This is a genomic window from Actinoplanes sp. KI2, from assembly GCF_025630775.1.
In the GTDB taxonomy this organism is placed as follows: Bacteria; Actinomycetota; Actinomycetes; order Mycobacteriales; family Micromonosporaceae; genus Actinoplanes.
In genome coordinates this window covers 79,668-104,117 of sequence record NZ_JAOSZE010000004.1, presented here as the reverse complement: position 1 = coordinate 104,117, position 24,450 = coordinate 79,668, and the positions used below count along the sequence as shown (strand labels likewise).

At 70.7% G+C, this 24,450-nt stretch carries 22 protein-coding genes and 1 riboswitch; of the genes, 9 read left to right on the top strand and 13 right to left on the bottom strand.

Going from position 1 to position 24,450, the window contains the following annotated elements:
• Nucleotides 1-13 precede the first annotated feature (13 nt).
• From ODJ79_RS05395 to ODJ79_RS05385, 3 genes are all read left to right on the top strand, one after another.
• Complete coding sequence (locus ODJ79_RS05395) at nt 14-1,093, top strand: 3-deoxy-7-phosphoheptulonate synthase (RefSeq protein ID WP_263022199.1); 1,080 nt, start codon at nt 14-16, stop codon at nt 1,091-1,093.
• Between the two features lie 33 nt (nt 1,094-1,126).
• Nucleotides 1,127-3,181, top strand: a complete 2,055-nt coding sequence (locus ODJ79_RS05390) for a glycosyltransferase family 39 protein (RefSeq protein ID WP_263022198.1) — start codon at nt 1,127-1,129, stop codon at nt 3,179-3,181.
• A gap of 135 nt (nt 3,182-3,316) precedes the next feature.
• Complete coding sequence (locus tag ODJ79_RS05385; protein WP_263022197.1) at nt 3,317-4,555, top strand: bifunctional glycosyltransferase family 2/GtrA family protein; 1,239 nt, start codon at nt 3,317-3,319, stop codon at nt 4,553-4,555.
• A gap of 158 nt (nt 4,556-4,713) precedes the next feature.
• On the opposite strand, the gene ODJ79_RS05380 is transcribed toward ODJ79_RS05385, so the two are convergent.
• From ODJ79_RS05380 to ODJ79_RS05370, 3 genes are all read right to left on the bottom strand, one after another.
• Nucleotides 4,714-5,010 (bottom strand): DUF3040 domain-containing protein, encoded by a 297-nt coding sequence (locus ODJ79_RS05380; RefSeq protein ID WP_263022196.1) that lies wholly within the window; start codon nt 5,008-5,010, stop codon nt 4,714-4,716.
• Nucleotides 5,011-5,166: 156 nt separating this feature from the next.
• Nucleotides 5,167-6,264, bottom strand: a complete 1,098-nt coding sequence (locus ODJ79_RS05375) for a winged helix DNA-binding domain-containing protein (protein WP_263022195.1) — start codon at nt 6,262-6,264, stop codon at nt 5,167-5,169.
• Nucleotides 6,265-6,298: 34 nt separating this feature from the next.
• Entirely contained in the window at nt 6,299-6,907 is a 609-nt protein-coding gene (locus ODJ79_RS05370; protein WP_263022194.1) for a GNAT family N-acetyltransferase, read from the bottom strand.
• Nucleotides 6,908-6,999: 92 nt separating this feature from the next.
• On the opposite strand from ODJ79_RS05370, the gene ODJ79_RS05365 reads away from it, so the two are divergent.
• On the top strand, nt 7,000-7,629 hold the full coding sequence (locus ODJ79_RS05365) for a TetR/AcrR family transcriptional regulator (protein WP_263022193.1): 630 nt from the start codon (nt 7,000-7,002) through the stop codon (nt 7,627-7,629).
• A 36-nt stretch (nt 7,630-7,665) separates the two neighbouring features.
• Here the strand turns inward: ODJ79_RS05365 and ODJ79_RS05360 are convergent, their stop codons facing one another.
• The gene (locus tag ODJ79_RS05360) at nt 7,666-8,967 is read right to left on the bottom strand and encodes a saccharopine dehydrogenase family protein (RefSeq protein WP_263022192.1); all 1,302 of its coding nucleotides are present in this window, start codon (nt 8,965-8,967) and stop codon (nt 7,666-7,668) included.
• 130 nt (nt 8,968-9,097) lie between these two features.
• Nucleotides 9,098-9,278: riboswitch (cyclic di-AMP (ydaO/yuaA leader) on the top strand.
• 1 nt (nt 9,279) lies between these two features.
• Here ODJ79_RS05360 and ODJ79_RS05355 point away from each other — a divergent pair.
• Nucleotides 9,280-9,963, top strand: a complete 684-nt coding sequence (locus ODJ79_RS05355) for a LysM peptidoglycan-binding domain-containing protein (protein WP_263022191.1) — start codon at nt 9,280-9,282, stop codon at nt 9,961-9,963.
• A gap of 75 nt (nt 9,964-10,038) precedes the next feature.
• Here ODJ79_RS05355 and ODJ79_RS05350 read toward each other — a convergent pair whose 3' ends face one another.
• On the bottom strand, nt 10,039-10,404 hold the full coding sequence (locus ODJ79_RS05350; protein WP_263022190.1) for a YybH family protein: 366 nt from the start codon (nt 10,402-10,404) through the stop codon (nt 10,039-10,041).
• Between the two features lie 70 nt (nt 10,405-10,474).
• On the opposite strand from ODJ79_RS05350, the gene ODJ79_RS05345 reads away from it, so the two are divergent.
• Nucleotides 10,475-11,362, top strand: coding sequence for a LysR family transcriptional regulator (locus ODJ79_RS05345; protein ID WP_263022189.1), 888 nt, complete (start codon nt 10,475-10,477; stop codon nt 11,360-11,362).
• Nucleotides 11,363-11,413: 51 nt separating this feature from the next.
• A complete protein-coding gene (locus ODJ79_RS05340) occupies nt 11,414-11,776 on the top strand; it encodes a GatB/YqeY domain-containing protein (RefSeq protein WP_263022188.1) in 363 nt (120 codons plus the stop codon).
• 77 nt (nt 11,777-11,853) lie between these two features.
• Here the strand turns inward: ODJ79_RS05340 and ODJ79_RS05335 are convergent, their stop codons facing one another.
• From ODJ79_RS05335 to ODJ79_RS05325, 3 genes are all read right to left on the bottom strand, one after another.
• Nucleotides 11,854-12,633, bottom strand: coding sequence for an SAM-dependent methyltransferase (locus ODJ79_RS05335; protein ID WP_263022366.1), 780 nt, complete (start codon nt 12,631-12,633; stop codon nt 11,854-11,856).
• A gap of 125 nt (nt 12,634-12,758) precedes the next feature.
• The gene (locus ODJ79_RS05330) at nt 12,759-13,958 is read right to left on the bottom strand and encodes an NAD(P)/FAD-dependent oxidoreductase (protein WP_263022187.1); all 1,200 of its coding nucleotides are present in this window, start codon (nt 13,956-13,958) and stop codon (nt 12,759-12,761) included.
• 5 nt (nt 13,959-13,963) lie between these two features.
• Nucleotides 13,964-14,527 carry a TetR/AcrR family transcriptional regulator gene (locus tag ODJ79_RS05325; protein ID WP_263022186.1) on the bottom strand — a complete coding sequence of 188 codons (564 nt, stop codon included), beginning with the start codon at nt 14,525-14,527 and terminating at the stop codon, nt 13,964-13,966.
• 110 nt (nt 14,528-14,637) lie between these two features.
• Between ODJ79_RS05325 and ODJ79_RS05320 the strand changes: the two genes are divergently transcribed.
• Nucleotides 14,638-15,189, top strand: coding sequence for a class I SAM-dependent methyltransferase (locus ODJ79_RS05320; RefSeq protein ID WP_263022185.1), 552 nt, complete (start codon nt 14,638-14,640; stop codon nt 15,187-15,189).
• Here ODJ79_RS05320 and ODJ79_RS05315 read toward each other — a convergent pair.
• The 5 genes from ODJ79_RS05315 to ODJ79_RS05295 are packed head-to-tail and all read right to left on the bottom strand — an operon-like array spanning nt 15,172 to nt 22,921.
• Complete coding sequence (locus tag ODJ79_RS05315) at nt 15,172-17,061, bottom strand: lipopolysaccharide biosynthesis protein (RefSeq protein ID WP_263022184.1); 1,890 nt, start codon at nt 17,059-17,061, stop codon at nt 15,172-15,174. The genes ODJ79_RS05320 and ODJ79_RS05315 overlap by 18 nt on opposite strands.
• On the bottom strand, nt 17,061-19,208 hold the full coding sequence (locus ODJ79_RS05310) for a hypothetical protein (protein ID WP_263022183.1): 2,148 nt from the start codon (nt 19,206-19,208) through the stop codon (nt 17,061-17,063). The genes ODJ79_RS05315 and ODJ79_RS05310 overlap by 1 nt, the downstream gene beginning before the upstream one ends.
• On the bottom strand, nt 19,205-21,559 hold the full coding sequence (locus ODJ79_RS05305; protein WP_263022182.1) for a glycosyltransferase family 2 protein: 2,355 nt from the start codon (nt 21,557-21,559) through the stop codon (nt 19,205-19,207). The genes ODJ79_RS05310 and ODJ79_RS05305 overlap by 4 nt, the downstream gene beginning before the upstream one ends.
• Nucleotides 21,560-21,602: 43 nt before the next feature.
• Nucleotides 21,603-22,202: a DsbA family protein gene (locus ODJ79_RS05300; protein WP_263022181.1), complete on the bottom strand. Its 600-nt coding sequence runs from the start codon at nt 22,200-22,202 to the stop codon at nt 21,603-21,605.
• Nucleotides 22,199-22,921 carry a TetR family transcriptional regulator gene (locus ODJ79_RS05295; protein ID WP_263022180.1) on the bottom strand — a complete coding sequence of 241 codons (723 nt, stop codon included), beginning with the start codon at nt 22,919-22,921 and terminating at the stop codon, nt 22,199-22,201. Before ODJ79_RS05295 ends, ODJ79_RS05300 begins: the two co-directional genes overlap by 4 nt.
• A 90-nt stretch (nt 22,922-23,011) precedes the next feature.
• Between ODJ79_RS05295 and ODJ79_RS05290 the strand changes: the two genes are divergently transcribed.
• Entirely contained in the window at nt 23,012-24,430 is a 1,419-nt protein-coding gene (locus tag ODJ79_RS05290) for a DHA2 family efflux MFS transporter permease subunit (protein ID WP_263022179.1), read from the top strand.
• Nucleotides 24,431-24,450: the final 20 nt, after the last annotated feature.

Sequence of the window (24,450 nt, the reverse complement as noted above, 5' to 3'; positions counted from 1 at the left end):
GCCGGCTGAGGAGATGAGGAACGTGACCGTCCCCGAGGTCCAGCGCGTCCGTGACCAGCGCATCGCCGCCGTCGTCCCGCTGATGAGCCCCGCGCTGCTGCACCACGAGCTGCCGCTGACCAGCGACCTGCACGACAACGTGGTCGAGGGCCGCCGCCAGGTCGAGAACGTGCTGAACGCCCGAGATCCGCGGCTGCTCGTCGTGGTCGGCCCGTGCTCGGTGCACGATCCGGCCGCCGCCGGCGAGTACGCGGGACTGCTGCGCGAGCAGGCCGACCGGCTCGCCGACGACCTGCTGATCGTGATGCGCGTCTACTTCGAGAAGCCGCGCTCCACGGTCGGCTGGAAGGGCCTGATCAACGACCCGGCGCTGGACGGCACCGGCGACGTCGGCACCGGCCTGCGTATCGCCCGCCGGCTGCTGCTCGAGATCGTGCGGCACGGGCTGCCGACCGCCGTCGAGTTCCTCGACCCGATCACGCCGCAGTACATCGCGGACACCGTGGCCTGGGGCGCGATCGGCGCCCGTACGGTCGAATCGCAGGTCCATCGGCAGCTGGCGTCCGGCCTCTCCATGCCGATCGGCATGAAGAACCGCCCCGACGGGAGCATCAGCACCGCGGTCGACGCCATCCAGGCCGCCGCCGTGCCGCACGTCTTCCCCGGCATCGACTACTCCGGCACCCCGGCGATCCTGCACACCACCGGCAACCCGGACACCCACCTGGTGCTGCGCGGTGGCGGCGGCCGGCCGAACTACAGCGCCGAGGACGTCGAGGGCGCGCTGCAGCTGCTGCGCAAGGCCGGGCTGCCGGAGCGGCTGGTGATCGACTGCTCGCACGGCAACAGCAACAAGGACCACCTGCGCCAGCCGCTGGTCGCCGACGACGTGGCCGGTCAGGTCGCCGACGGGCAGCGTGGGATCAGCGGCGTCATGCTGGAGAGCTTCCTCGTCCCGGGCCGGCAGGACCTCGGCGGCGAGCTGACGTACGGCCAGTCGGTCACCGATGCCTGCATGGGCTGGCAGCCGACCGTCGAGGTGCTGGAGAAGCTGGCCGCCGCAGCTCACAGCAGGCGCACAGCGACGGCATAAAGACACGACAGCGGGCGCGTCGAGAGTTGACCCATGACCTCGACGCTCCCCGCCCCACCGGTGGCCGCCGCCGCACCTCCCGAGGCGCCCGTACGCCGCCGCGATCCCGCGTGGGTGCGGCCCTCGGTAATCGCCCTGCTGCTGCTCACCGGTGTCCTCTACCTCTGGGGACTGAACAGGTCGGGCTGGGCCAACGCGTTCTACTCCGCGGCGGCCCAGGCCGGCTCGGTGAGCTGGAAGGCGTTCTTCTACGGCTCGTCCGACGCGGCCAATGCGATCACTGTGGACAAGACGCCGGCCGCAATCTGGTTCATGGCGCTCTCCGCCCGGATCTTCGGCGTCAACGCCTGGAGCATCCTGGTCCCCCAGGCCCTGATGGGCGTGGCCGGCGTCGGCCTGCTGTACGCCACGATCAAGCGCTGGTTCGGCCCGGTCGCCGGGCTGATCGCGGGCGCGACGCTGGCGCTGACCCCGATCGCGGTGCTGATGTTCCGGTTCAACAACCCGGACGCGCTGCTGGTGCTGGCGATGGTGGCCGGCGCGTGGGCGACCACCCGGGCGATCGAGAACGGGTCCACCAAGTGGCTCGCGCTCGCCGGGATGTTCGTCGGGTTCGGCTTCCTCGCCAAGATGCTCCAGGCACTGCTCGTGGTGCCGGCGTTCGCCCTCGCGTACCTGATCGCCGGCCCGCCGAAGCTCGGCAGGCGGATCGGCCAACTGCTGATCTCCGGGGTCGCGCTGGTGGTCTCGGCCGGGTGGTACATCGCGATCGTCGAGCTGGTGCCGGCGGCCGACCGGCCGTACATCGGCGGCTCGCAGAACAACAGCCTGCTCGAGCTGGCTCTCGGCTACAACGGGCTCGGCCGGCTCTCCGGCGACGAGACCGGCAGCGTCGGGGGTGGCGGCGGAGGCGGCGGCTGGGGCGAGACCGGCCTGCTGCGGATGTTCGACAGCTCGCAGGGCGGGCAGATCTCCTGGCTGCTGCCGGGGGCGCTGATCGTGCTGGTGGCCGGGCTGGTGCTGACCGCGCCGCGGCTGCGCACCGACCGGCAGCGGGCCGCGCTCGTGCTCTGGGGTGGATGGCTGGTCGGCACCGGTCTGGTGTTCAGCTACATGCAGGGCATCTTCCACGCGTATTACACGGTGGCGCTGGCGCCGGCCGTGGGCGCGGTGGTCGGCATCGGGTCGGTGCTGCTCTGGCGAGCCCGGCGCACCATGCCGGCGGCGGCGACGCTGGCCGCGGCGATCGCGGTCACCGCCTGGTGGTGCTACCACCTGCTGGCGCGCAGCGCGGACTTCCTGCCCTGGCTGCGCTGGGTGGTGCTGATCGGCGGGCTGGTCGCGGCGGCCGGGGTGATCGCGGCGGCCGGGGTGCCGGGCCGGCGCCTGTCGGCGCGGATCGGTGTGGTTTCCGCGGGGGTCGCTCTGGTCGCGGCGCTTGCGGGGCCTTCCGCGTACGCGGTACAGACCGCGTCCCAGGCGCACACGGGTTCGATCCCGTCTGCCGGGCCGGCGACGGCTGCCGGATTCGGCGGGCCCGGCGGGGGTGGAGGTCGAGGCGGTGGCTTCCCAGGAGGCGGCTTCCCCGGCGGCGGGTTCCCCGGCGGCGGTGCCCAGAACGGCTTTGCCGGCGGCGCTTTCCCGGGCGGCAACGGCGGCGGTGGCGGTGGCGGCCGCGGGATGCGTGGCGGTGGCGGCGCGGGCGGCCTCCTCGACGCCGCGACGGTCAGCGACGAGATGAAGACCCTGCTGCAGACCGACGCCTCGAAGTACACCTGGGTGGCGGCCGCGGTCGGCTCGCAGAACGCGTCCGGCTACCAGCTGGCCACCGGCGACCCGGTGATGGCGGTCGGCGGCTTCAACGGCACCGACCCGTCCCCGACGCTCGCCCAGTTCAAGCAGTACGTGGCCGAGGGGAAGATCCACTATTTCATCGGCGGCGGCTCCGGCTTCGGCGGCATGCGCGGCGGCAGCAACACCGGCGGCAGCAACACCGGCTCGCAGATCTCCCAATGGGTGTCGCAGAGCTTCACCGCCAAGACGATCGGAAACACCACCGTCTATGACCTGACGGCTCCGATCTCCTGATTCACCATCGAAGATGGGCGGCACCCCGCGCCAAGGGGTGCCGCCCATTCGTACCTTCTCTCCTTTTTGAATTTCACAGGGCCGGCACAGGGTGGCCCTACGAATCCCCCAGTTGCGGAGTCGAACTTGTATGGCATGAGCCTTGAGACGCTGCCATCGCACGCCGCCGACCCCGCCCGGATCGACGCCCCGGTGCTCGACGTGGTGGTCCCCGTGTACAACGAGGAGATCGACCTCGAGCCGTGCGTGCGGCGCCTGCACGCGTACCTGTCGACGCACTTCCCGTACCGGTTCCGGATCACGATCGCCGACAACGCGAGCACCGACTCGACCGCCGACGTGGCCAGGTGGCTCACCCGGGAACTGCCCGGCGTCGCATCGGTGCATCTGCCGGAGAAGGGCCGGGGCCGGGCGCTCAAGCACGTGTGGACCACCTCGGACGCGGCCGTCCTCGCGTACCTGGATGTCGATCTCTCCACCGACCTGGGCGCGCTGCTTCCGCTGGTGGCGCCGCTGATCTCCGGGCATTCCGACCTGGCGATCGGGTCGCGCCTGGCCCGCGGTTCCCGGGTGGTGCGCGGCGCCAAGCGGGAGTTCATCTCGCGCAGCTACAACCTGATCCTGCGGGGCACGCTGTCGGCCCGCTTCTCCGACGCGCAGTGCGGCTTCAAGGCGATCCGCGGTGACGTGGCCGAGCGGCTGCTGCCGATGGTGGAGGACACCGGGTGGTTCTTCGACACCGAGATGCTGGTCCTGGCCGAGCGGGCCGGCCTGCGCATCCACGAGGTGCCGGTCGACTGGGTGGACGACCCGGACAGCCGGGTGGACATCGTCTCGACCGCGATCGCCGATCTGAAGGGCATCGCGCGGCTGCTCCGGGCGCTCGGCTCGGGCCGACTGCCGCTGGCGACGCTGCGGGAACAGCTGGGCCGCAACCCGCTGCCGGTGGCCGGCGTGCCGGCCGGTCTCACCGGCCAGCTGATCCGTTTCGCCGCGGTGGGCGCGGCGAGCACGCTCGCCTACTTGATCCTGTACGCCGTCCTGCGCACCGCCGTCAGCCCGCAGTGGGCCAACCTGGTCGCCCTGCTGGTCACCGCGATCGCGAACACCGCGGTGAACCGGCGCGTGACCTTCGGCGTCCGCGGCAACGACGGCGCCATGCGTCACCAGGCCCAGGGCTTGCTCGTCTTTGCCGTCGGCCTGGCCCTGACCAGCGGCTCGCTGGCCCTGCTCGACGCGATCACCACGCACCCGGCCAAGGGGGTCGAGCTGGCCGTGCTGATCCTGGCGAACCTGCTCGCCACGGCGGTCCGCTTCCTGCTGTTGCGCATCTGGGTGTTCCGGTCCCGCCGACGCAACCACGCTCGGGCCTGACCACGCGCGCACCACCGACCAGTGGCGCGTGTCCGGCCCTCGCCGCGCGTTGCGGGGGCGCATAGCGGAAATCCCCGGCACTGGTCGGCCCACGGAAAAGGCGGCGTCGAAACCTCGGCGCCGCCTTTCCGGTCACGGCAGCGGTGGAGACGAACGGGTCAGGCGGAGTCCGCGCGGTGCCGGATCAGGTGGAAGGTCAACACGGAGGCCACGGTGGTGCCGAGCACGGCCGCGATCACGGCAACGATCCACCAACCGAGCACGGCCAGCGTGATCGCGGCCGCCCAGAGGACGAGCGCGGTCACCAGCAGGGACAACGCCAGTTTCCGGCGAGGCCTGCGACGCGGTGCCGGACGGTCCATACCGCCGGTCATGCGGGCGCAGAACTCCGGGTCATCCCGCCTGAGCTGGCGTTCGAGCTCCGCCAGCCGCTGGTTGTCTTCCCTGCTCAGCATGTCGTCCCCTCCGGTCGGCACCGGGCCTAGCGCGATCGGGTAAGAGCCATCTCGATCTATCTCATTGTTACTCGCCCGTTGCCCTCGTGATACCTCCGACGGATGCCAGTTCCCACCAACCGCACGCTTTACTCCAACCGGTGGCGCGCAGCGCGGTCAGGTGAACGTGACGGTGGCCTCGGGGACGTCGCGGCCGCGGGCCACCTCGGCGGCCTCGGCCTCGATCTGTTTTCGGCGCGCGGCGGGGAGCGGGACGAAGGACGTGACGGTCAGGTCGACCCGTTTACGGCCGGCCGCCTTGGCCCGCCACACCCCGAGGATCTCCCCGTCGAGCAACAGCACGCCCGGATTGCCGAGGATGCGCCAGACCTCCTTTTGCTGTGCCCGGTCGGGAATCAACAGGTCACGGTCGCGGGCCTGGAGCAAGGGATCCATCCCCGGCAGCAGCCGCACCCCCTCGGCCGGGGCGGCCTCGGCCAGATCGTCCACCGAGGACTCGGGCAGCCACGCCCTGCGGCCCTCGACCTTGACCTCGGCCAGACCGGTCGCCGGCCAGACCCGCTTCATCTCGGCGGTCGTGCTGCCCAGATATTTACCCAGCTCGGCAGGGGTCGCCGGGCCGAGCAGGCGAAGATAGGTCGTGATCAGGTCGGCGATGCCCTCGTTCGCGCGGGGCTGCGGCGGCGCGTCGGGTATCGGGCCAAGGGTGGCGTCGCGCCCGCGCGACTCGACCTGGACGCCGCCGGCCAGCCCGGAATGCTGCCAGACATTGCCGGCGATGTGCTGCGCGCCGCAGCTGCGGCAGTAATACGTCAGCTCGCGCGGCACCCGCTTGCTCACCTCGGTGCTCACCACGTCGCGCGGCATCGAGTCGGTCACCACCTCGCGGAACGCGGCCGCGGTTGCGCTGAACGCGGCCACGCCGAGGCGCATGCCCTCGGGGATCTGGCCGCTCTTGATCCGGGCGGTCGCATCCGCGTCGCCGACCGGCCACAGCTGTTTGACCAGGGCCGCGAGGTCGGCTCGACGGTGCAGGTGTGGCGCGCCGCGGGCGGCCCAGACCGTGATCAGCCGGTCGTCGTCGAGATCCGCGGAGGTGCGCGCGGCGAGGGCGACCCGCTGCGAGCCGGGCATGTATTCCTGCACACCGAGATCCAGCACCGGCAGGTCGGCGGGGCGCCGGTCGACGCGCTCCGCCAGACCGAGGGCGGCCACGCGGAACGCCATCACTCGAGCACGGTCGACAGTGACCATGACCCCTCCTGCCCGACTGGGTATTGCCCCGTTTCTAGGTGCGACGACCGTACCGCCGGGCTGCGACATTTTTCAGTCGATCAAGGCGGCTGCCGGGGTGGCCGGTGAGTTGTTCCCAGGTGTCCAGGCTGCTCGGGCCGTGCGGGCCGACCTGCAGGATCGGTGCCTCGCCGGTCAGCGTGTAGCCGCAGCGACGGGCCACCGCGATGCTGGCCGTGTTCGCGGGATCGATTCTCAGCAGCAGGCGACTCAGTTTGAGCGTGGTCCCGGCGTACGCGGAAAGAAGTGAGAGTGACCCCGCCGCGAGCCCGCGCCGGCGATGGCGCGCACCCACCAGGTAGCCCAGCTCGGCCTCGCGGAGGCCGGCGTCGATGCCGAAGAGCAGGACCTCGCCGAGCGGACGCCCGCCGCCCTCGGTGATCGCGAGCTGGAGGCGCTGCCCACTCATCCGGCCCTGGTGGGCGCGCTTGAGGTAGGCGACACCCGCCTCTCGATCGAAAGGCGACGGCATCGGGGTCCAGCGGGCGATGTCGGGCTCGTCCAGAAGGTCGATCAGATCGTCGAGATCTTCCGCCCGCCAGTCGCGCAGGACGATGCCGTCGCCCGCCAACGTGAGCGGGAACGGAAGACGGCGAGCGACCACAACGTTGATCCTGCCCGAATGAACCCAATTCAAGCCAGTAGGTCATGTCTCCCACTAGGCGCTCGCCGCCGGAGTGGGCCTACCGTGATCTGGTGGACGAACGGACTGCGGTCGGTACACGCCGGGGCGAGAACTACGGCGGCCGAACACGCGAGGAACGGGCGGCGGATCGGCGCGATCGAATTCTCGCGTCGGCGCTGCAACTGTTCGGGACCCGGGACTATGAGGACGTCACGGTCGCCGAGGTCTGCACCGGTGCGCGGGTGTCGAAGCGCTACTTCTACGAGCACTTCGTCGATCGCGAAGATCTGGCGCGTGCGCTGCAGAAGGAGCAGAACGAGTGGCTGCTCGCCGGCGTGGTCGCGGCGACGCCACCGTCGCCACGCACCGTCGAGGAAGTGATGCGCCCGGCGGTGCACCAACTGCTCACCATGCTACGCGCCAACCCGAGGCGAGCACAGGTGATCTATATCAACGCGCCGCGCATGGAAACCCGACGCCGGGGCGTGCTGCGCGAGGACGCGCAATTCCTGGCGTGGATGCTGCGCCGGGTCAGCCCTCAGACCAAGGACCGGATTCGGTACGAGCGATTGCTGCTCGCGCTCGTGGCAGGTCTGAGCGAGGTGATCATCGACTGGCTGTCCCGCGGGATGACGGACGACCTCGACGACCTCGCCGACCACCTGACCGCCTACTGCCAGTCCGTGCTCGCCGCCGCCTAGACCCGCCCGCCCCGACCACGCGGCCGCCGACCTCGGTCAGCTCCTCTTCGCGCTGATTTCCATTCCGGCGGATCGCAGGCGGGCCACCAGTGCGTCGCCGAGTGCGGTCGCCGGGGTGAGCACCCCGCCCTCGGACGGCGGCAGCACGTCGCGATCGTGGACCAGAGCCAGCGCCGACTCGCCAAGCATGACCGCGGTGGCGGCGTAACCGGGATCGCCCTTCGCCCGGACCCGTGCGGTGTAGCGGGCGCCGGTCGTGGTGGTGCCGAAAAGGTCCATCGTGAAGTGGCCGTTGTCCCGGGACTTCTCGTCCGGGCCCTCCCCGGGCTTAGGCAGCACCCGGTCAAGCACGTACCGGGTCGGCGGCAGCGACAGGCCGATCATCAGCGCGCCGAGACCGAGCCGGGTGACCTGCGCGAGCACCGGGGAGAGCGGGGAAGCGCCGACACTCATGGCCTCGCGGTAGCGGAAGGTCCGCCCGTACGCCCAGCCGCGCAACGCGTTGCTGCGGCGCACCACCCGGGTGTTGTACGAGGCCATGAAGAACGGGGCGAGCGTTCCCCGCAGCCGCAGATCGATCTCGGGACCGGAGAGTGTGGCGGTGTCATCCTGCCGGCCGAGGTCGGGCTCGGCCGCGCGGTCGGGGCTCAGCGAATACGGGCTGGCGGCGACCCGGCGCAGCTTGCCGTCGGTCTTGACCACGTCGAGCTGGTGTCGCATCGAGTCGATCGTGCCGCCGCTGACGCCGCCGCGCATGCTTGTGACGACCAGCGTGGTGTCCGTCAGCTCGCCGGCGCCGTCGGCCTTGACCTGCTGATCGAGCACGTGCACGCCGATGTCGGACGGGATCGAGTCGAATCCGCACGAATGGACTATTCGGGCGCCGGTGGCTCGGGCGAGCTCGTGGTTGTCATCGATGCTCTGCCGGGCGAACAGCACCTCGCCGGTCAGGTCGACATAGTCGGTGCCGGCCGCGGCGCAGGCCTGCACAAGGGTTTTGCCGTATTTCGCATACGGGCCCACCGTGGTGATCACGACTCTTGTCGCTGCGGCGATCTTCTGCAGGGCGGGCTCGTCGGCGGCTTCGGCCACCAGGATCGGCCAGTCCACCCGAAGACGCTGCCTGACCTGCATGAGTTTGGCCTCGGAGCGACCAGCGAGGGCGATGCGGGTGCCGGCCGCGGCATGTTCGGCCAGATACTTCGCCACCAGTTCCCCGACGAAGCCGGAGGCACCGTAGACGACGATGTCGTGATCGCTCATGGCTGCCGATTCTCCATCAGGTTCCGGGTTTCGGCGGGCCAAGTTACCGATCGGTAATTTGACATGCTGACGCATCGGTCATTCCCGACATAAAACAAGATCAAATATCTCAATTCGTGAGAACAACGTCACCTTTCCCGCCGTACGCTTGGCCGTTCTCGATGGCTCGTGGTTACCGTCGGCCGGTCCCGCGATGGCGGGCACCGCGGGTGGAACGCCGAGTCCCTGCCACCGCCCGCCGGACAACGAACCCGTGGCAGGGAGCGGGGGACCCACACGTTCCTCGGCGCGCGGTTCGCGCGCCTCGGGGTGAAGCCGCACGACGCGGCCGGGCAGACTCCGTCCGAACCCGACAGCTGACCTCGTAGGCGTGGAGGTTTCTCTGTCATGGCACAGACCCACAAGCATGCCCGCACGCCGCGGGTGCGCAAGCATGCCCGTCTCGCGCTCGGCCTCACCGCCGCCGGCGTGGCGGGCACGGCCGCTCTGCTCGGCCCGGCCTCTGCGGCGCAGGCGTCCAGTGTGAACTGGGACGCGATCGCGCAGTGCGAGTCCGGCGGCAACTGGAGCATCAACACCGGCAACGGGTTCTACGGCGGCCTGCAGTTCACCAAGGGCACGTGGCGGGCCTACGGCGGCGGCAAGTACGCCGCCACCGCCAACAAGGCCAGCCGATCGGAGCAGATCGCGATCGCCGAGAAGGTGCTCCGCGGCCAGGGCATCGGCGCGTGGCCGGTGTGCGGCAAGAAGGGCGGCTCGTCCAAGCACTACCAGGGAACCAACACGAGCGGTTCGAAGTCGCACAAGTCCTCCTCGCATCGGTCGTCGACGCACCGGTCCAAGTCGGTGACCCACCGGTCGACGAAGAAGGCGGCCACGGCTCCCAAGGTCACCCGCGCGACGGCCGTACGGGCCACCGGCAAGACCTACGTCGTCCGCTCCGGCGACACCCTGTCGGCCATCGCCACCAGGAACCACATCACCGGCGGCTGGCACACCCTCTACCAGCTGAATAGCAAGATCATCAGCAACCCCAACCTGATCTTCCCCGGTCAGCGGATCGCTCTCTGATCCAAGTCGTGCGGCCCGGTTGCCTGTCCCCCCGGAATCCTCCGAGGCGGCCGGGCCGCATTCCCCGGTCGATCGTCAGCCCTTCGGCGTGACGAACTCGGGCTGGTCGAGCACCCGCAACCAGGTGCCGTCCGGCTGGCGGCGCGCCACCTGGGCTCGGGCGCCGGCGCCGTCCTTCGGCGGGGTCGAGGTCAGCGCCAGGTTGTCGCTGATCAGGGTGGGCAGCGGCTGCTCCGGCTCGAACGCCGGCATGTGCGGCAGCGCCTCCTCCCACAGCCGTTGAATCGCGACTCGGCCCACGGTCTGCCGGCCGGGCGGATAGGCCATCACGGCATTCTCCTCGTACAGCAGGGCGAGGCCCTCGGCATCCTTCGCGTTCGCCCGCTCGACGAACAGACGGGTCAGATCTTCTGGCTTTCGAGCCTTCTCGCGTTCGGTCATGACTCCACCCTTCCCCGGCCGCCAACAGAAGTCCAACGCATAGTTCTTCTCAGAACTAGAATCAGCGGTTATGGAACTCCGGCAGCTCGAATACTTCCTGGCGGTGGCCGAGGAGGCCAACTTCACCCGTGCCGCGCAGCGCGTGCACATCAGCCAGTCCGGGGTGAGCGCCCAGGTCAGGGCTCTGGAGGCCGAGCTGGGCGCGGAGCTCATCGACCGATCCGGCCGGGTCGCGCGGCTCACCGAGGCGGGGACGGTGGCTCGGCCGTACGCTCAATTGGCCTTGGATGCCGCCGCGGACCTGAGGGAGGCGGTCGATGCGGTGAAGGGGCTCATCCGCGGCCATCTGACCGTGGGGATGGTGACCGGATGCGAGGTCACGCCGCTGTTCGCCGCGCTGGCCGCGTTCCACCGCGAGCACCCCGGGATCGAGCTCGAGCTGACCGAGGAGAAGTCGACCCACCTGATCAACGCCGTACGGGTGGGCCTGGTGGACATCGCGCTGGTCGGCGTGGCCGGCACGACGCCGGAGCACCTGTCGGCCCAGGTGATCGCCAGCGAAAGTCTGATTGCGCTCGTCCCGCCCGACCATCCACAGGCGAGCGAAAGGGCCTTACCGCTCACGGAATTGGTGGCGTACCCTCTGGTCACGTTGCCCGAGGGGACCGGTATCCGCGCCGCATTCGACGAGGCGTGTGTGACCGGGGGCTTGATTCCCGACGTGGTGCTGGTCGCGTCGGCACCCGGTGCCGTGGCCGAGCTCGCGTCACGTGGTCTGGGAATCGCCGTGCTGAGCGAGTCGATGGCGAAGGTGCACGCCGGGCTGGTAGCGGTGCCGATCACCGGCGTGCCGCTTCCGGCACTGCTCGCTCTGGTATGGCGACCGCGGACGAGTCCGGCCTTGTCCGCGCTACTACCCCACTGCCGACGAGAGTTTTCGTTGACAACTGCACAGTGATCGCGGCGAAATGAGTTTCGGCGCAGGTGGCGGGGCTATACCGTCGCGGACATGACGGAAACCTCGTTGCGGCAGCGGCTGCGGGCGGCGCTGCCGGCGGCCATGAAGTCGCGAGACCGGTCGGCGACCGCGGCGCTGCGTGCCACCCTCGCAGCGATCGACAATGCCGAGGCAGTGGCACCGGCCGGGGGCGAGGTTCGCGGGCAGGCGATCGAGCAGGTCGCCATCGGGGTGGGCGCCACCGAGGTGGCGCGGCGCGCGCTGACCGACGTCGAGGTCGAGGAGATCGTGCGTGCCGAGTTGGCCGAGCGGGAGACGGCGGCCGACGAGTACGACCGGGCGGGGCGCACCGAACGGGCAGACCAGCTCCGCAGCGAGGCCCGCGCGCTGGCCGCCCACCTGCCCGACTCGTAACACAGCCCACCCGGCGGCACGTTCCGCCAGGGACTCACCACCCACGGATGCCGGGAACGGCGTGCCTGTGCCGCGGGCTACGCCTTGCGGCCGACCGCGCCGTAGATGGCGACGTCGGCGGCGATCGGCCGGTCAGCCCTCTCCGGACGCCAGTCGCTGACCGCCACGATTCCGGGATCAACGACGTCCAGCTTGGCGAAGAACCGGCCGAATTCCGAGACGTCCCGCGCCCGAGCATCCGTACGCCCCGACGCCAGCAACTCCTCGTGCTTGGCGATCTGCTCCGGCGGCGCATAGTCCAGCGTCAAATTGCTGGCCACCAGATAACTGCCCGCGGGCAGCGCCGCAAGAAGCTCGGACACCACCGAGACGGCCTGGTCGTCGTCGTGGAGGAAATGCAGAACCGCGACCAGCAACAACGCCACCGGCTCGCGCAGATCGAGCACCTCCCGCAACTCCGGATGACCCAGAATCGCCTCCGGATCCCGCAGATCCGCCTCGACGTACCCGGTGCGCCCCTCCGGCGTCCCGATGGTCAACGCCCGCGAATGCGTCATGACGATCGGATCATTGTCCACATAGAGCACCCGCGACTCCGGCGCGATGTGCTGCGCGACCTCGTGCGTGTTGTCCGGCACCGGCAGCCCGGTGCCGATGTCGAGAAACTGCCGCACGCCCGACTCGGCGAGAAACCGCACACTCCGCCGCAAGAAGTCCCGATTTTCCCGCGCCGCGATCCGCGCCGTCGGAAACGCCTTGGCCAGCAGATCGCCCGACTCCCGGTCGGCCGCGAAATGATCCTTGCCGCCCAACCAGTAGTTGTACCGCCGAGCGGGGTGCGGCACCGAGGTATCCATGCGATCCACGATCGAACTCTAGTCCGCACGCCTTAGATCAAAAACCCCACGACGGGGTACGTGCCCAGGCGCGAGCCGCTCCAGGCCGCACCGGGCACGGCCGATGTCGTCGTGGCGGACGCGGCTCAGTCCGCCAGGTCGGACAGGTCGACGCCGGGGTCGGCGAGCCGGGCCGGGTCGATCGGCCGGTTCGAGCGGATCAGCGCCTCGATCTGCTCGGTCACGTCCCAGACGTTGACGTTCATGCCCGCGGCGACCTTGCCGTCGACCAGCCAGAACGAGATGAACTCGCGGCCGGCGAGGTCGCCCCGGACGACCACGGTGGGCTTCGCGTCCGGCGCCACCCAGCCGGTGTACTCCATGCCCAGGTCGAATTGGTCGGTGTAGAAGTACGGCAGCTTGTCGTAGGTGACGTCCTGGCCGAGCATCGCCTTGGCCGCGACCGGCCCGGTGTTCAGCGCGGTGGCCCAGTGTTCGACTCGGATGTGGTGCCCGAGGAACGGATGGTCGACGTTCGCGATGTCACCGGCCGCGAAGATGTCCGGGTCGCTGGTGGTCAGCCGGCGGTCGACCAGCACGCCGTTCTCCACGGCCAGGCCGGCGTCGGCGGCGAGCCCGACGTTCGGTGTGACGCCGATGCCGGCGATGACGACGTCGGCGGCGAGCGTCTCGCCGTTCGCCAGTCGCACCGTGCTGCCCTCGACCGCCTCGGCCTGCGTGTCCAGGTGCAGGGTCACGCCGTTCGCCCGGTGCAGATCGGCGAAGACCTGGGCGATCTCGTCGCCGAGCACGTTTGCCAGCGGGAGCTTGGTGGCGCCGACGACGTCGACGGTCGCGCCCCGGCTGCGCGCGGCCGCGGCGACCTCGAGGCCGATCCAGCCGGCGCCAATCACCACGACCCGGCGGTCCCCGGTGACGGCGTCGGAGATCCGGCGCGAGTCGGCGAGCGTCCGCAACATCAGTGCCCGGTCGCCGCCGGGCACCGGGAGTGGGCGCGGGGTCGAGCCGGTGGCGAGCAGCAGCTTCTCGTACGCGATCTCGTCGCCGGCGTCGGTCCGGACTACCTTCGCGGCCCGGTCGACGGCAGTCACCGTCGTGCCGCTGCGCAGCGTGACATCGTGCTCCGGATACCACTTCGGAGAGTGGACGAAGACGCTCTCCGGTTCGTCCGAGCCGAGCAACAGGCCCTTGGAGAGCGGCGGCCGCTCGTACGGTCGCACGTCCTCCGTCCCGATGAGCGTGACCGGACCCTCGAAGCCCTCGTCGCGCAGGGTTTCCACCGCTTTTGCGGCGGCCAGGCCGCCGCCGACCACGACATACGTCATAGGCCCTATCTTGGCCCTTCCGGATGGATCGCGCGCAGCGCAGCCATGACACCGGGCTGAGTCATCTCCCGGCACATCCGGGCCATCTCCTTCGGCCCGCTCGGGAAGCCGGCCCGCACCCACCAGCCGAGCACGCCGATCAGTGCGCTGGCGTGGTACTCCGCGACGATCTCGACCGGCAGCCGGGTGTCCTGCTCGGCCAGATGATCACGCAGCGCCCGGAAGAGCAGGTCGTGCAGATGCGCGGCGCCCACCGCGCGGTAGACGGGCCGATTGCGGTCGGCGTGCTCGAAGATCACCCCGATCGGCGAAGCGGGGTCGCGGGGCGGCGCGCCATCCATCGCGTTCAGCTCGCGCTCGAGGTCGGCGCGCAGGTCGTCGAAGCAGGAGGCGAACAGCGCGTCCTTGTCCCGGAAGTGGGCGTAGAAGGTGGTGCGGCCGACGTCGGCACGGTCCAGCACCTCCTGCACGGTGACCTTCTCGTAGCCACGCTCGGTGATCAGCGCCACCAGCGCCTGCTGCAAGGAGTGCCGGGTACGGCGAACCCGCCGGTCTTCGTTTCCGGCCAATGTCACCACCCCTGTTCGGTTCCGGACGGTTGGCCGGGATCGGCCGTTGACCCCGGACAGCATAGCCGAACACGATGTTCGGAAAGGAACACGGAGTTCGGGAGGACGCCATGCAGGCCGCACACATCTTCGCCAACGCCGAGCGCTACGACCGGCACGCGGGCCGACTCGCCGCACGGCTTTACGCCAGGGTGGTCACCGACGCCGCGGCGTCCGGGCTGCCCGCCGGCGCGCGGGTGCTGGACGCCGGCACCGGCCCGGGTCGCATCCCCCGCGACCTGGCCGCGCTGCGTCCGGCCTGGACGGTCGACGCCGTCGACCTGGAACCCCGCATGATCGATTTCGCCCGCCGGCAGGACACCGAGGGCCGGGTGACCTTCGCGGTCGGCGACGTCGCGGCGCTGCCGTACCCCGACGAGACGTTCGACCTGATCGTCTCGTCGATCAGTCAGCACCATTGGGACGATGTCGAGGGCGGCATTCGCGATCTGCGCCGGGTGCTGCGCCCCGGCGGGCGGCTGTGGATCTACGACGTGCGGTGGGCGCTGCGGCGCGCGCTGCGCGTCGCCGAGAAGACCTTCGATTCGGTACGCAAGGAGCCCGTCGCCCTCGGGCACTGGCCGCTGGGAATGCTGGTGACCCGGCTATCGGCCCGCGCGTGACCAATCGGGAACGGGCGGCCACGGCTCGCCCGGCCCAGGCTTGAGTGGCGGCCACGGCGGCGGGGGCACGGACAGCGGGACGGACGGTGGCACGGGCTGCGGCGCGGACAGCGGCGCGGGGAGCACCTCGGTCGGTGGTTCGACGCGGAGCACCTCGGTTGGTGGTTCGACGCGGAGCACCTCGGTTGGTGGTTCGACGGGGAGCACCTCGGTTGGTGATTCGACGCGCCAGTGGCGGCCGGCGAGGCGCCGATCGTCGAACCGGCGCTCCGCCGGTCCGGAGTACTGCTCTGGGTCGGCCTGCCGCCGATCCGTGCGCCGCCGATTCGGCACGATGGCGGCCATCTCGACGGTCGCGCCGACCCAGAGCAGTTGCGTGGCTTCCGGGTCCCAGAGCAGCTGCGTGGCTTCCGGGTCGAAGGCCGGCTCCGTGCGCGCCTCGGCCGCCGGGTTCTCCTGGCCGATCGTCCGCAGCACCAGAAGAAACCACACCCCGGCACCGGCCCCGGCGATCGCCCGCAGCGTGAGGGTCATCGTGCTCTCCGGCACCCACGCGGACCCCAGGGCCAGCGCCGCCACCCCGGCCAGCCGCGCCTGGAGGCCGCGGGGCGAGCGCGGCACCCGAGCCCGGCGACCGATAACTTCGAGCAGGACATACAGGAATGCGTACGCCGCGAGGGTCGCGAACGCGCACCCCTCGATGCCGAAGCGTGGCACCAGCGCCAGGTTGAGCCCCACGTTGGCCACCGCCGCGGCCAGCGTCGCCATCGCGGACGCCCCGGTTCGCCCGTCGGCCATCAACGTCCGGGTCACGGCGAGCTGCCCGGCGTACGGGATGGCGGTGATCAACACGAGGCTGACGACGAAATGCAGCTTTGCCGGGTGGTACGAGGAGGGCGCCCAGATGCGCAGCACCAGCGGGGCACCGCAGGCGAAGCCGGTCACCACCGGCAGCATCAACCGGTACAGCGCATCCCGGCTGGAGGCCAGCGCCCGCCGCCGCTCGGTTCGGTCGGAGATGCCGAAGAAGCGCGGCATCCAGGCCGAGTTCAGCACCGAGAGCAGCAGCATCGGCATCGACGCCACGTTGTACGCGACCTGGTAGCGGGCCACCGCCTCGGCGCCCAGCTGTGCCTCGACGATGAGCCGGTCGGAGACCGACAGCACGAACGTGCTCAGCGCGGCGGGTACCAGCGGGAGGGCGAACCGCAGCGCCCGGTCCAGCACGTGCTTGTCCCGCCAGAGCAGCAGCGCCGGCGGCGCCACCGCCAGGCCGAGGAACGCCGCCGCGAACTGCGCCACCACCTGGCCGCTGAGAAACGCCTCGGCGGTCGGCCGGTAGAACTTGACCAGGCCGAGCGCGAGCGCCTCGGCGACCACCGACTGCACGAAGCTCACCACGCTGAACATCAGCAGCTTGTCGAGGCTGCGCAGCAGGCCGAGGGAGACCGTGGTGATCGCCGACGAGCCGGCCCAGAGCACCGCCCAGCGCAGCGCGGTCCGGTCGTCGCCCATCTCCAGGGCGCCGGCCCAGAGCGGCACGGTCCACCAGGCGAGCGCCGAGACGGCGACGGTCAGGCCGAGCGCGGCGAGCACCAGCTGGCGAGCGCCGCGCGGGTTCTCGAAGGTCGAGTATTCGCGTTGTACCGCGGTCTGCAGGCCTAGCCCCGCGAAGACGAACAACACCTGCATGATCGCGTTGGCCGAGGTGACCGTGCCGAACTCGCCCAGGCCCAGCACGCGGGTGGTGATCGGGGTGAGCAGCGCCGCGCAGATGATCTGCACGGCCCACATCAGCATGTAGAGCGAGTCTCGCCCGAAGAGTTTCGCGACGTGGCTCTGTTCCTCCGCGGTGGTGGTGCCCGCGGCCATCAGGAGCCCACGTACGCGAACAACATCGAGCCACCCTCGGAGAAGGTCACCTTCCACAGCGGCGAGGCGGCGAACGCGTCCCGCAGGGCGGCGAACTGCTCGGGCGTGTGCAGCCCGTACTCCCAGCCGTAGTAGGAGGAGGTGGGCGACCAGAAGGCGTAGAGCCGGTCGGTCGGGTCGCTCAGGCCGGAGTACGCGATGAGCTGCTCGGTGAGGGTCTCGACCGTCTTCGCGTCGACGGTATCGATCGTGAAGCCGTACGTCGTGTCGATGGCGTCGCGGTAGACCGCGATCCTGGTGTTCGGGCCGGTGTTCGGACCGCTCGGCACGTCACCCGGCCCGATCACCAGGCAGTAGTTGACGCCACCGTCGGTGTGGGTCTGCGCGTAGGCGGCGAAAGCGTCCAGGTCGCCCTTCCGCATCACGTTCGAGGCGTCCAGGCTGAACGTGCCGATCACGAAATTGACCGTGAGCATCGAGGCGACGGCCAGTTGGGTCGCCTGCCACCAGCGGTTCGCCCGCAGCGCGAACGCCTGGGCGGCGAGCACCGCCAGCCACGGCAGCGCGAACAGGACGGCCCGGTAGAGGCCCTCCTTGCCGTACGGGTGGGCAATGACGATCGCCAGCCCGGCGCCCGGGCAGGCGGCGAGCGCCCACAGCCGGAGGTTCTCGGGCTCCCACTGCCGGGGGCTCCTGCGCTGCCGCCACAGGATGACCAGGCTCATGCGCTGCCGCCACAGGACGACCAGGCTCAACGCGCCGAGGATCAGCAGGCTCACCGCAAGTGTGGCCTCCATCGCCAGGAACACCGTCAGGCGGCCCAGGCCGCTGGACGCGGTGGGTGTCGGCGTGGTCAGGTTGCCGGATCTGCCGAGGTGGCTGAGGTCTACGAACTGGCTGATGTCGGCCCAGTTGACCAGGGCCCAGAGCACCGCCGTGCCGAGCACCGTCGCCGGCAGCCACCACGGCTTGAGCTGGCGGAACACCACCAGGACGCAGAGCGCGCCGCCGACGATGTAGGGGCTGAGCTGGTGGGTGACGGCCATCGTGAGGCCGGCGCCGATCATCGCCGCCGCCTTGACGGGCAACGGGAGACGGGACAGGGCGAATCCGAAGATCAGGATGCCGAGGACGAACCCGACCGACTGCGGCGAGAAGTAGTCCTGGCCGATCGTGTCCGGCAGGGCACAGAACAGCACGGCCGGCCAGATCAGCCGGCGGTCCCGGATCACCTGGCCGGCGAACCAGCGCATCGCGACCACCCGGTACAGGCCGATCAGCAGCTGCCAGGCGGTGGCCAGGTGGAGCGGGTCACGGATGCCCGCCGCGTCCGCCAGCCAGGCCATCGCCGAGAAGAAGCCGGGCCATCCGTTGTAGACCGCGACCGTGCTCTGCAGCAGGTGCTGGTGCCGGATCTGCTGGACCATCTCGACGTGCTTGGCCGAGGACTGGATCCGCGGCAGGTCGTAGACGATCGCCTGGGTGCCGGTCAACACCACGATCAGCGCGAGCACGCCGATCGCGGTGGCCGCCTCGGCGTACGAGCGGGAGATCGCCAGCGACAGCACGACCAGGCCGACGCCGACGTACCAGAGCGGCCCGATCTGAGCGAGGAAGCCCCAAAGTCCCGGGTCGGTGTGCCGGTGCATGAGGGCGGCGACCAGACAGAGCAACACGCCGGCGCCGGACACGAAGACGCCCGGCCCGAGCGGCCCGAGCGTGATCCGCAGACTAGGCGGCCGTCGCTCGCGCAGGCTCATGGCGAGCCCGGCGACGTGCAGCGGCACGGTGACCGCGCACAGCACCGAGGTGGCCACGGCGGTCTGCCAGGCCCCCGCGTCGAGCATCGCGGTGGAAAAGATCACCAACGCGCCGAGGGACGTGGTGACGGTCAGTGCGAGCCGCAGTGGCAGGTCGAGCTTGGGCAACAGCGCCCAGGGCGCCGCGCCGACGCCGAACAGGAAGTAGCCGACGAAGCCCACCAGCCGCAGGCCCGGCACGTCGGCGAGCAGCCCGGTCACCCCGGACAGGAACGCGAGCAGGCTCAGCGCGGAGATGACCAGCCGGGTCCGGGTCGTGTCCTGGACCCTCGGGATCACCTCCGTCGGCGCCGAGGCCGAAGCCGCGTGTTCACCGAGCAGGGTCACCGTTGGTCCCGCAGGGCGCGGCGAGCGCGCAGGTAGAGCACCGGGCCGGCCAGGTAGCCGGTGAGCTCGCGGCGCATCGCCCCGGCCGGTGCGGCCACGGTCGGGCCGAGCCGCTCACCGGTCTGGTTCCGGATCCGGGCGACCCACAGCAGGCCGGCCGGCAACCGGCGCAGCAACTGGGTGCGCGTCGACCGGTCGAGCATCAGCTTCGTCAGGTACGCGGTGAGGCCGGTGCCGTACCCGTACATCTGCTTGAGCAACGACTCCTCGGTGGCGCGATGGTGGTGCCAGACGACCGCGGCCGGCTCGTACGCGATCGCCCCGCCGTCGAGCAGCACCCGGACGAAGATGTCCAGGTCCTCGCCGCCGCGGGTGAGCGTGCCCGCGCCCAGCGCCTCGTCGAAGCCGCCGATCCGGACCAGCCGCTCCCGGTCGAAGGCGAAGCTGGCGCCGGTGCCGAAGATGCCGGCCGAGAACGGGTAGAGCGCTCCGTACCGGTCACCCATCGACAGGTCGAAGAACTCCGCCTGGCTGCGGGCCGACCAGGACGCGAGCCGGGCGTCGAAGTACGCCTCCGGCCCGTTGCTGATCGCGGCGGTGCAGACCAGCCCGGTCACGCAGGCCACATCCGCGCGCCGGTGGAAGCCCCGCAGCAGCCCGTCGATCCAAAGCCGGTCGACGGCGACGTCGTCGTCGGTATACGCGAGGTACCGGCCCTTCGCCGCGGCGAGTCCGGCGTTGCGCGCCCGGGACAGGCCCGGCCGTGGCTCGCGGACGTACCGGAACCGGTCGTCGACCGCGGCGTACTTCTCGATCAGGTCTTTGGTGGAGTCGTCGCGGGGGGCGTTGTCGACGATGACGAACTCGATCGGCCGGTAGGTGATCTCGGCGAGCCGATCGAGACAGGCCGGCAGCGAGTCGCTGCGGTCCCGGGTGCAGACCACCACCGAGACCAGGTCGTCAGCGACCACGTGGCTGGGGCAGGCCGCGGCCGGCGCGGGTGCCCGCCAGCCTTCCCGCTCGGTTTCGCGCGGTACCGCAAGCCCTTCGGCCGTCAGGTGTTGCTCCAGCGGCCCGGCCAGCCGGCGGAACGTCTCGGCCCGGATCAGGTCGAGGTCGTCCGGCGTGCCGGTGCGCGGGAGGGTCAGGTAGCCGAGCGGCTCGCCGTGCAGCCGGACCAGCACCCGCATGGTGGTCTCGTCGCGGGGCGGCACCACGGCCGAGGTCTCGTCGCCGGCCAGGTCGAAGTCGCAGCACCAGATCGCGTCGTCGGGGGTCCAGGCGCGCTTCCCGTTCTCGGCGATTGCGGGCTGCGCCACGGCTGAGGGCTGCGCCACGACCGAGGGCTGCGCCGTCGCTGTCGTTTGGGGGCGGACGAGCGGCGTCGCCGGCCCGGGGGCACTCGCGGCGGCAGTTTCGCCCGACACGGTGAGCGGGCCGCGCCGGATCGACTCGACGGCGTAGCCGAGCACCGTGCTGCCCAGCCCGAGCACCACCACGCCGGCCCGCACCAGACCGTTCGGGTCGCGCACCGCGCCGGTGACACCGCGCGCGACGGCCGCGGGCAGCGTCTCCCGCACGTACGTCCGTTCCGCGGAGAGACCGGCCGTGGTGCCGCGCAGCATCGAGACGATCCGCTTGGACCGGCCCTCGTGGTAGCAGCGGCGGACGAAGTAGCGCACGGTCTGCCGCGCGGCCGGGACGTGGTGGTCGACCGCGGTGCTCGGGTCGAGCACGACCTTGGCGTCGGCGTCGTGCGCCGCCACCCGGATGCAGAACTCGGTCTCCTCACAGCCCACCGGCGTGGCGCCGACCCGGCCGATGGCGTCGGAGAAGCCGCCGACTTTGCCGAAGACGGAGCGGCGCACGGCCATCGACGCGCCGATCGGATTGCGCACGGCCGCCTTGGTCTCCGGCTGCCCGCGGTAGCTGCAGCCGACCACCCAGCCGAACTCGGCGGGGAACCAGCGCGGCGGACGGCCGCCCTCCCACTCGGCGACCACCGCGGTGCCGGCCACCGCGACGTCGGCGCCGTCGAAGGTGGTGCGCAGCCCGGCCAGCCAGCCGGGCCGCGCGGCCGCGTCGTCGTCGAGGAACGCGACCACGTCCCCGGTCGCGGTGGCGACGCCGGTGTTGCGGGCGTCGGAGAGGCCCTGCTTGCCGCCGTTGGGCACGACCCGGGCGCGAGGGATCTCGGCCCGGGCGCGCGCCAGCAGGGCGTCGTTGTGGTCGATCACGACGACCAACTCGTCGCCGTCCAGCAGTTGCCGCTCGACGGACGCGCAGGCCCGCCGGAAGTCGTCCCAGCGCCGATCGGTGTAGCTACAAATGACCACGCTGATGGAAGACATGACCGGTGTTACGGCCGGCTAGCGCCATACTTGAGAAAAATTCTCAGTCGAACTTCAACCCACCGGTACGCGTGCGCTTGAGCTCGAAGAAGTCCGGGTACGAGGCGAGCGCCACGGCACCGTCGAACACCTTCAGCGCGTCCTCGCCGCGCGGGATGCTGGACAGCACCGGCCCGAAGAATGCGACCCCGTCGATGTGAATGGTCGGGGTGCCGACATCGTCGCCGACCGGGTCCATCCCCTCGTGGTGGCTGCGGCGCAGCTCCTCGTCGTACTCGTCGGTGTCGGCCGCGTCGGCGAGCTCGGCCGGCAGGCCCAGCTCGGCCAGCGCCTCGCGGACCACCACCGGGAAGTCCTTGTTGCCCTGGTTGTGGATGCGGGTGCCGAGCGCGGTGTAGAGCGGGCTGAGAATCTCGTCACCGTGCTTGGCCTTGGCCGCGGTCACCACCCGGACCGTGGCGAGCGAGCGGTCGATCAGCTTGCGGTAGTCCTCGGGCAGGTCGCGGTTCTCGTTGAGCACGTACAGGCTCATCACGCGGAAGCGGAGGTCGACGTCGCGGAGGCTCGCGACCTCGAGCATCCAGCGGGACGTGATCCAGGCGAAGGGGCAGGCCGGGTCGAAATAGAAGTCGACTGTTGTCACGCCTCGACCGTACGCCCGACCGCGGCTTCCGGCTGATCCAATTCCGGGCCGGTTGACTGGGCCGATCGGGGCGCGACCGCCTCGACGCCGGCCATCACCAGGTCGAGGCCGAAGGCGTAGTACCGCTCGATGTCGGGCACCCGGGCGTAGCTAGTGGCGAACGCCACCATCATCGGGTATTTGTCCGCGGGGAGGCTCTCCAGCTTCAGGCGTTTCTGCCGGCGCCACTCGGCGGCCTGCTCGGCCGGCACGTTCATCGGGCAGTCGGGCTGGGCGGCGACCAGGCCGATCGCGGCATGCAGGAGGTGCGAGGCCACCCAGTACGCCTCCTCGACGTCGAATCCGCCCGTGGTCAGCAGCACCAGCGCGTCGTTGGAGGCCCGGGTGAAGCTCTCGCCGTCCTCCTTGGCGACGTTGTGCATGAGGTCGGCCAGCGCGGGATGCTCGCGCATCGCCCGGATCAGCGCCTCGACCATCGCGCGCAGTTGTTTCTGCCAAGGGTCGGCGGCCTCGCGGTCGGCCCGGACGGTGGACAGCGCGTGGTCGACGATGCCGACCATCAGCTCGTCCTTGTTCTTGAAATGCCAGTACAGGGCCATGGGCGTGACACCCAGCTCCTGGGCCAGCCGGCGGATGGTCACCGCCTCCAGCCCCTCCTCGTCGCCGAGCCGCAGCGCCCGCTCGGCCACCGTCGCCTTGCTCAATTTCTCGCCTGCCACTTGACAACCATACAACGTACAGGTCTGATGTACGAGGTACATGTACGACGTACAAGGACGCCGTACAAGGACGTTGTACAGGGGGATCCCGTGGAGAAGAACCGGCGGTGGTGGGCGCTCGTGGCGGTGGCGCTCGGCACCTTCATGACCTACCTCGACAACAACGTGGTCAATGTGGCCCTGCCGTCGATCCAGCGGGACCTTCAGCTGAGCATCTCCGGGCTCGAGTGGATCGCCAGCGCGTACGTGCTGGTCTTCGCCGGCCTGCTGCTGGCCGGCGGCCGGATCGCGGACGTGCTCGGCACCCGCACCGCGTTCCTCGGCGGCCTGGCGATCTTCACGCTCGCGTCGGTCGGCGCCGGCCTCGCCCAGAGCCAGGAGATGCTGATCGGCGCCCGGGCCGTCCAGGGCGTCGGCGCCGCGCTGCTCACCCCGGCCTCGCTGGCCCTGCTCCCCCGGCTGTTCCCCGACCCACGCGAGCGCGGCACGGCCGTCGGCATCTGGGGCGCGGTCGGCGCGCTCGCCCTCGCGGTCGGCCCGTTCACCGGCGGCTGGCTGTCCCAGCACGCCTCCTGGGGCTGGATCTTCCTGATCAACGCGCCGATCGGCGTCGCCACCGCGATCCTCACCCTGATCAGCGTCCCGGCCTCGATGCGGGGCACCGCCCGCGGGCTGGACCTGCCCGGCGTGCTGACCTCCTCGGTCGCGCTCTTCGCCCTCACGTACGCCCTGATCGAAGGGGAATCGCGGGGCTGGACCTCCGGCGTCATCCTGACCTCGTTCGCCGTCGCGGCCCTGTCGGCGATCGCCTTCGTGGTCATCGAACTGCGCTCGAAGAACCCGATGATGGACCTGAACATGCTGCGGCAGCGGGTGTTCAGCGGCGGCCTGCTCGCGATGGGCCTGTGGGCGTTCGGCGTCTTCGGCATCTACTTCTACACGGCCATCTACCTGCAGAACGTGCTCGGCTTCTCGCCGACCGAGGCCGGCTCGGCGTTCGTGCCGATGGCGCTGGTCATGGCGGTCAGCGCGACACTCGCGCCGCGGCTGGAGGCACGCTTCGGCGCCGGGCGCACGGTGGCGCTGGGCCTCGCGATCATGGCCATCGCGATCTTCGGGATCTCCGGGTACGGCGAGGGCACCACCTACACCGACCTGCTGCCCTGGTTCGTGTTCTACGGCGTCGGCGGCGGCATGCTGGTCCCGCTGAACAACGTCATCGTCAGCGCGCTGCCGGCCGAGCGGGCCGGTGTCGGCTCCGGCATGCTGAACGTCTCCCGCGAGGTCTTCGGCCTGCTCGGCATCACGATCCTCGGCGCGATCCTCAGCAACCGGGCCAACGCGGCCAGCGGCACCGAGCTGCACCGCTACCTGGCCGGCTACCAGTTCTCGCTGGTGGTGGCCGCGGTCCTGGTCGCCGTCGGGGTCCCGGTGGCGCTCTGGTCGCTGCGCTCGGTCCGCCCGGTCGAGGCGGTCGAGGCCGAGGCGCCCCAGCTCGAACTGGTCTGAGCATCTCCCAAGAAGCGGCC

What these genes read in the sequence shown, in the direction of transcription:
- ODJ79_RS05395 (WP_263022199.1), top strand. Translation starts at nt 14, where the DNA reads ATGAGGAACGTGACCGTCCCCGAGGTCCAGCGCGTCCGTGACCAGCGC.
- ODJ79_RS05390 (WP_263022198.1), top strand. Translation starts at nt 1,127, where the DNA reads ATGACCTCGACGCTCCCCGCCCCACCGGTGGCCGCCGCCGCACCTCCC.
- ODJ79_RS05385 (WP_263022197.1), top strand. Translation starts at nt 3,317, where the DNA reads ATGAGCCTTGAGACGCTGCCATCGCACGCCGCCGACCCCGCCCGGATC.
- ODJ79_RS05380 (WP_263022196.1), bottom strand. Translation starts at nt 5,010, where the DNA reads ATGCTGAGCAGGGAAGACAACCAGCGGCTGGCGGAGCTCGAACGCCAG.
- ODJ79_RS05375 (WP_263022195.1), bottom strand. Translation starts at nt 6,264, where the DNA reads ATGGTCACTGTCGACCGTGCTCGAGTGATGGCGTTCCGCGTGGCCGCC.
- ODJ79_RS05360 (WP_263022192.1), bottom strand. Translation starts at nt 8,967, where the DNA reads ATGCGTCAGCATGTCAAATTACCGATCGGTAACTTGGCCCGCCGAAAC.
- ODJ79_RS05355 (WP_263022191.1), top strand. Translation starts at nt 9,280, where the DNA reads ATGGCACAGACCCACAAGCATGCCCGCACGCCGCGGGTGCGCAAGCAT.
- ODJ79_RS05350 (WP_263022190.1), bottom strand. Translation starts at nt 10,404, where the DNA reads ATGACCGAACGCGAGAAGGCTCGAAAGCCAGAAGATCTGACCCGTCTG.
- ODJ79_RS05345 (WP_263022189.1), top strand. Translation starts at nt 10,475, where the DNA reads ATGGAACTCCGGCAGCTCGAATACTTCCTGGCGGTGGCCGAGGAGGCC.
- ODJ79_RS05340 (WP_263022188.1), top strand. Translation starts at nt 11,414, where the DNA reads ATGACGGAAACCTCGTTGCGGCAGCGGCTGCGGGCGGCGCTGCCGGCG.
- ODJ79_RS05335 (WP_263022366.1), bottom strand. Translation starts at nt 12,633, where the DNA reads ATGGATACCTCGGTGCCGCACCCCGCTCGGCGGTACAACTACTGGTTG.
- ODJ79_RS05330 (WP_263022187.1), bottom strand. Translation starts at nt 13,958, where the DNA reads ATGACGTATGTCGTGGTCGGCGGCGGCCTGGCCGCCGCAAAAGCGGTG.
- ODJ79_RS05320 (WP_263022185.1), top strand. Translation starts at nt 14,638, where the DNA reads ATGCAGGCCGCACACATCTTCGCCAACGCCGAGCGCTACGACCGGCAC.
- ODJ79_RS05315 (WP_263022184.1), bottom strand. Translation starts at nt 17,061, where the DNA reads ATGGCCGCGGGCACCACCACCGCGGAGGAACAGAGCCACGTCGCGAAA.
- ODJ79_RS05305 (WP_263022182.1), bottom strand. Translation starts at nt 21,559, where the DNA reads ATGTCTTCCATCAGCGTGGTCATTTGTAGCTACACCGATCGGCGCTGG.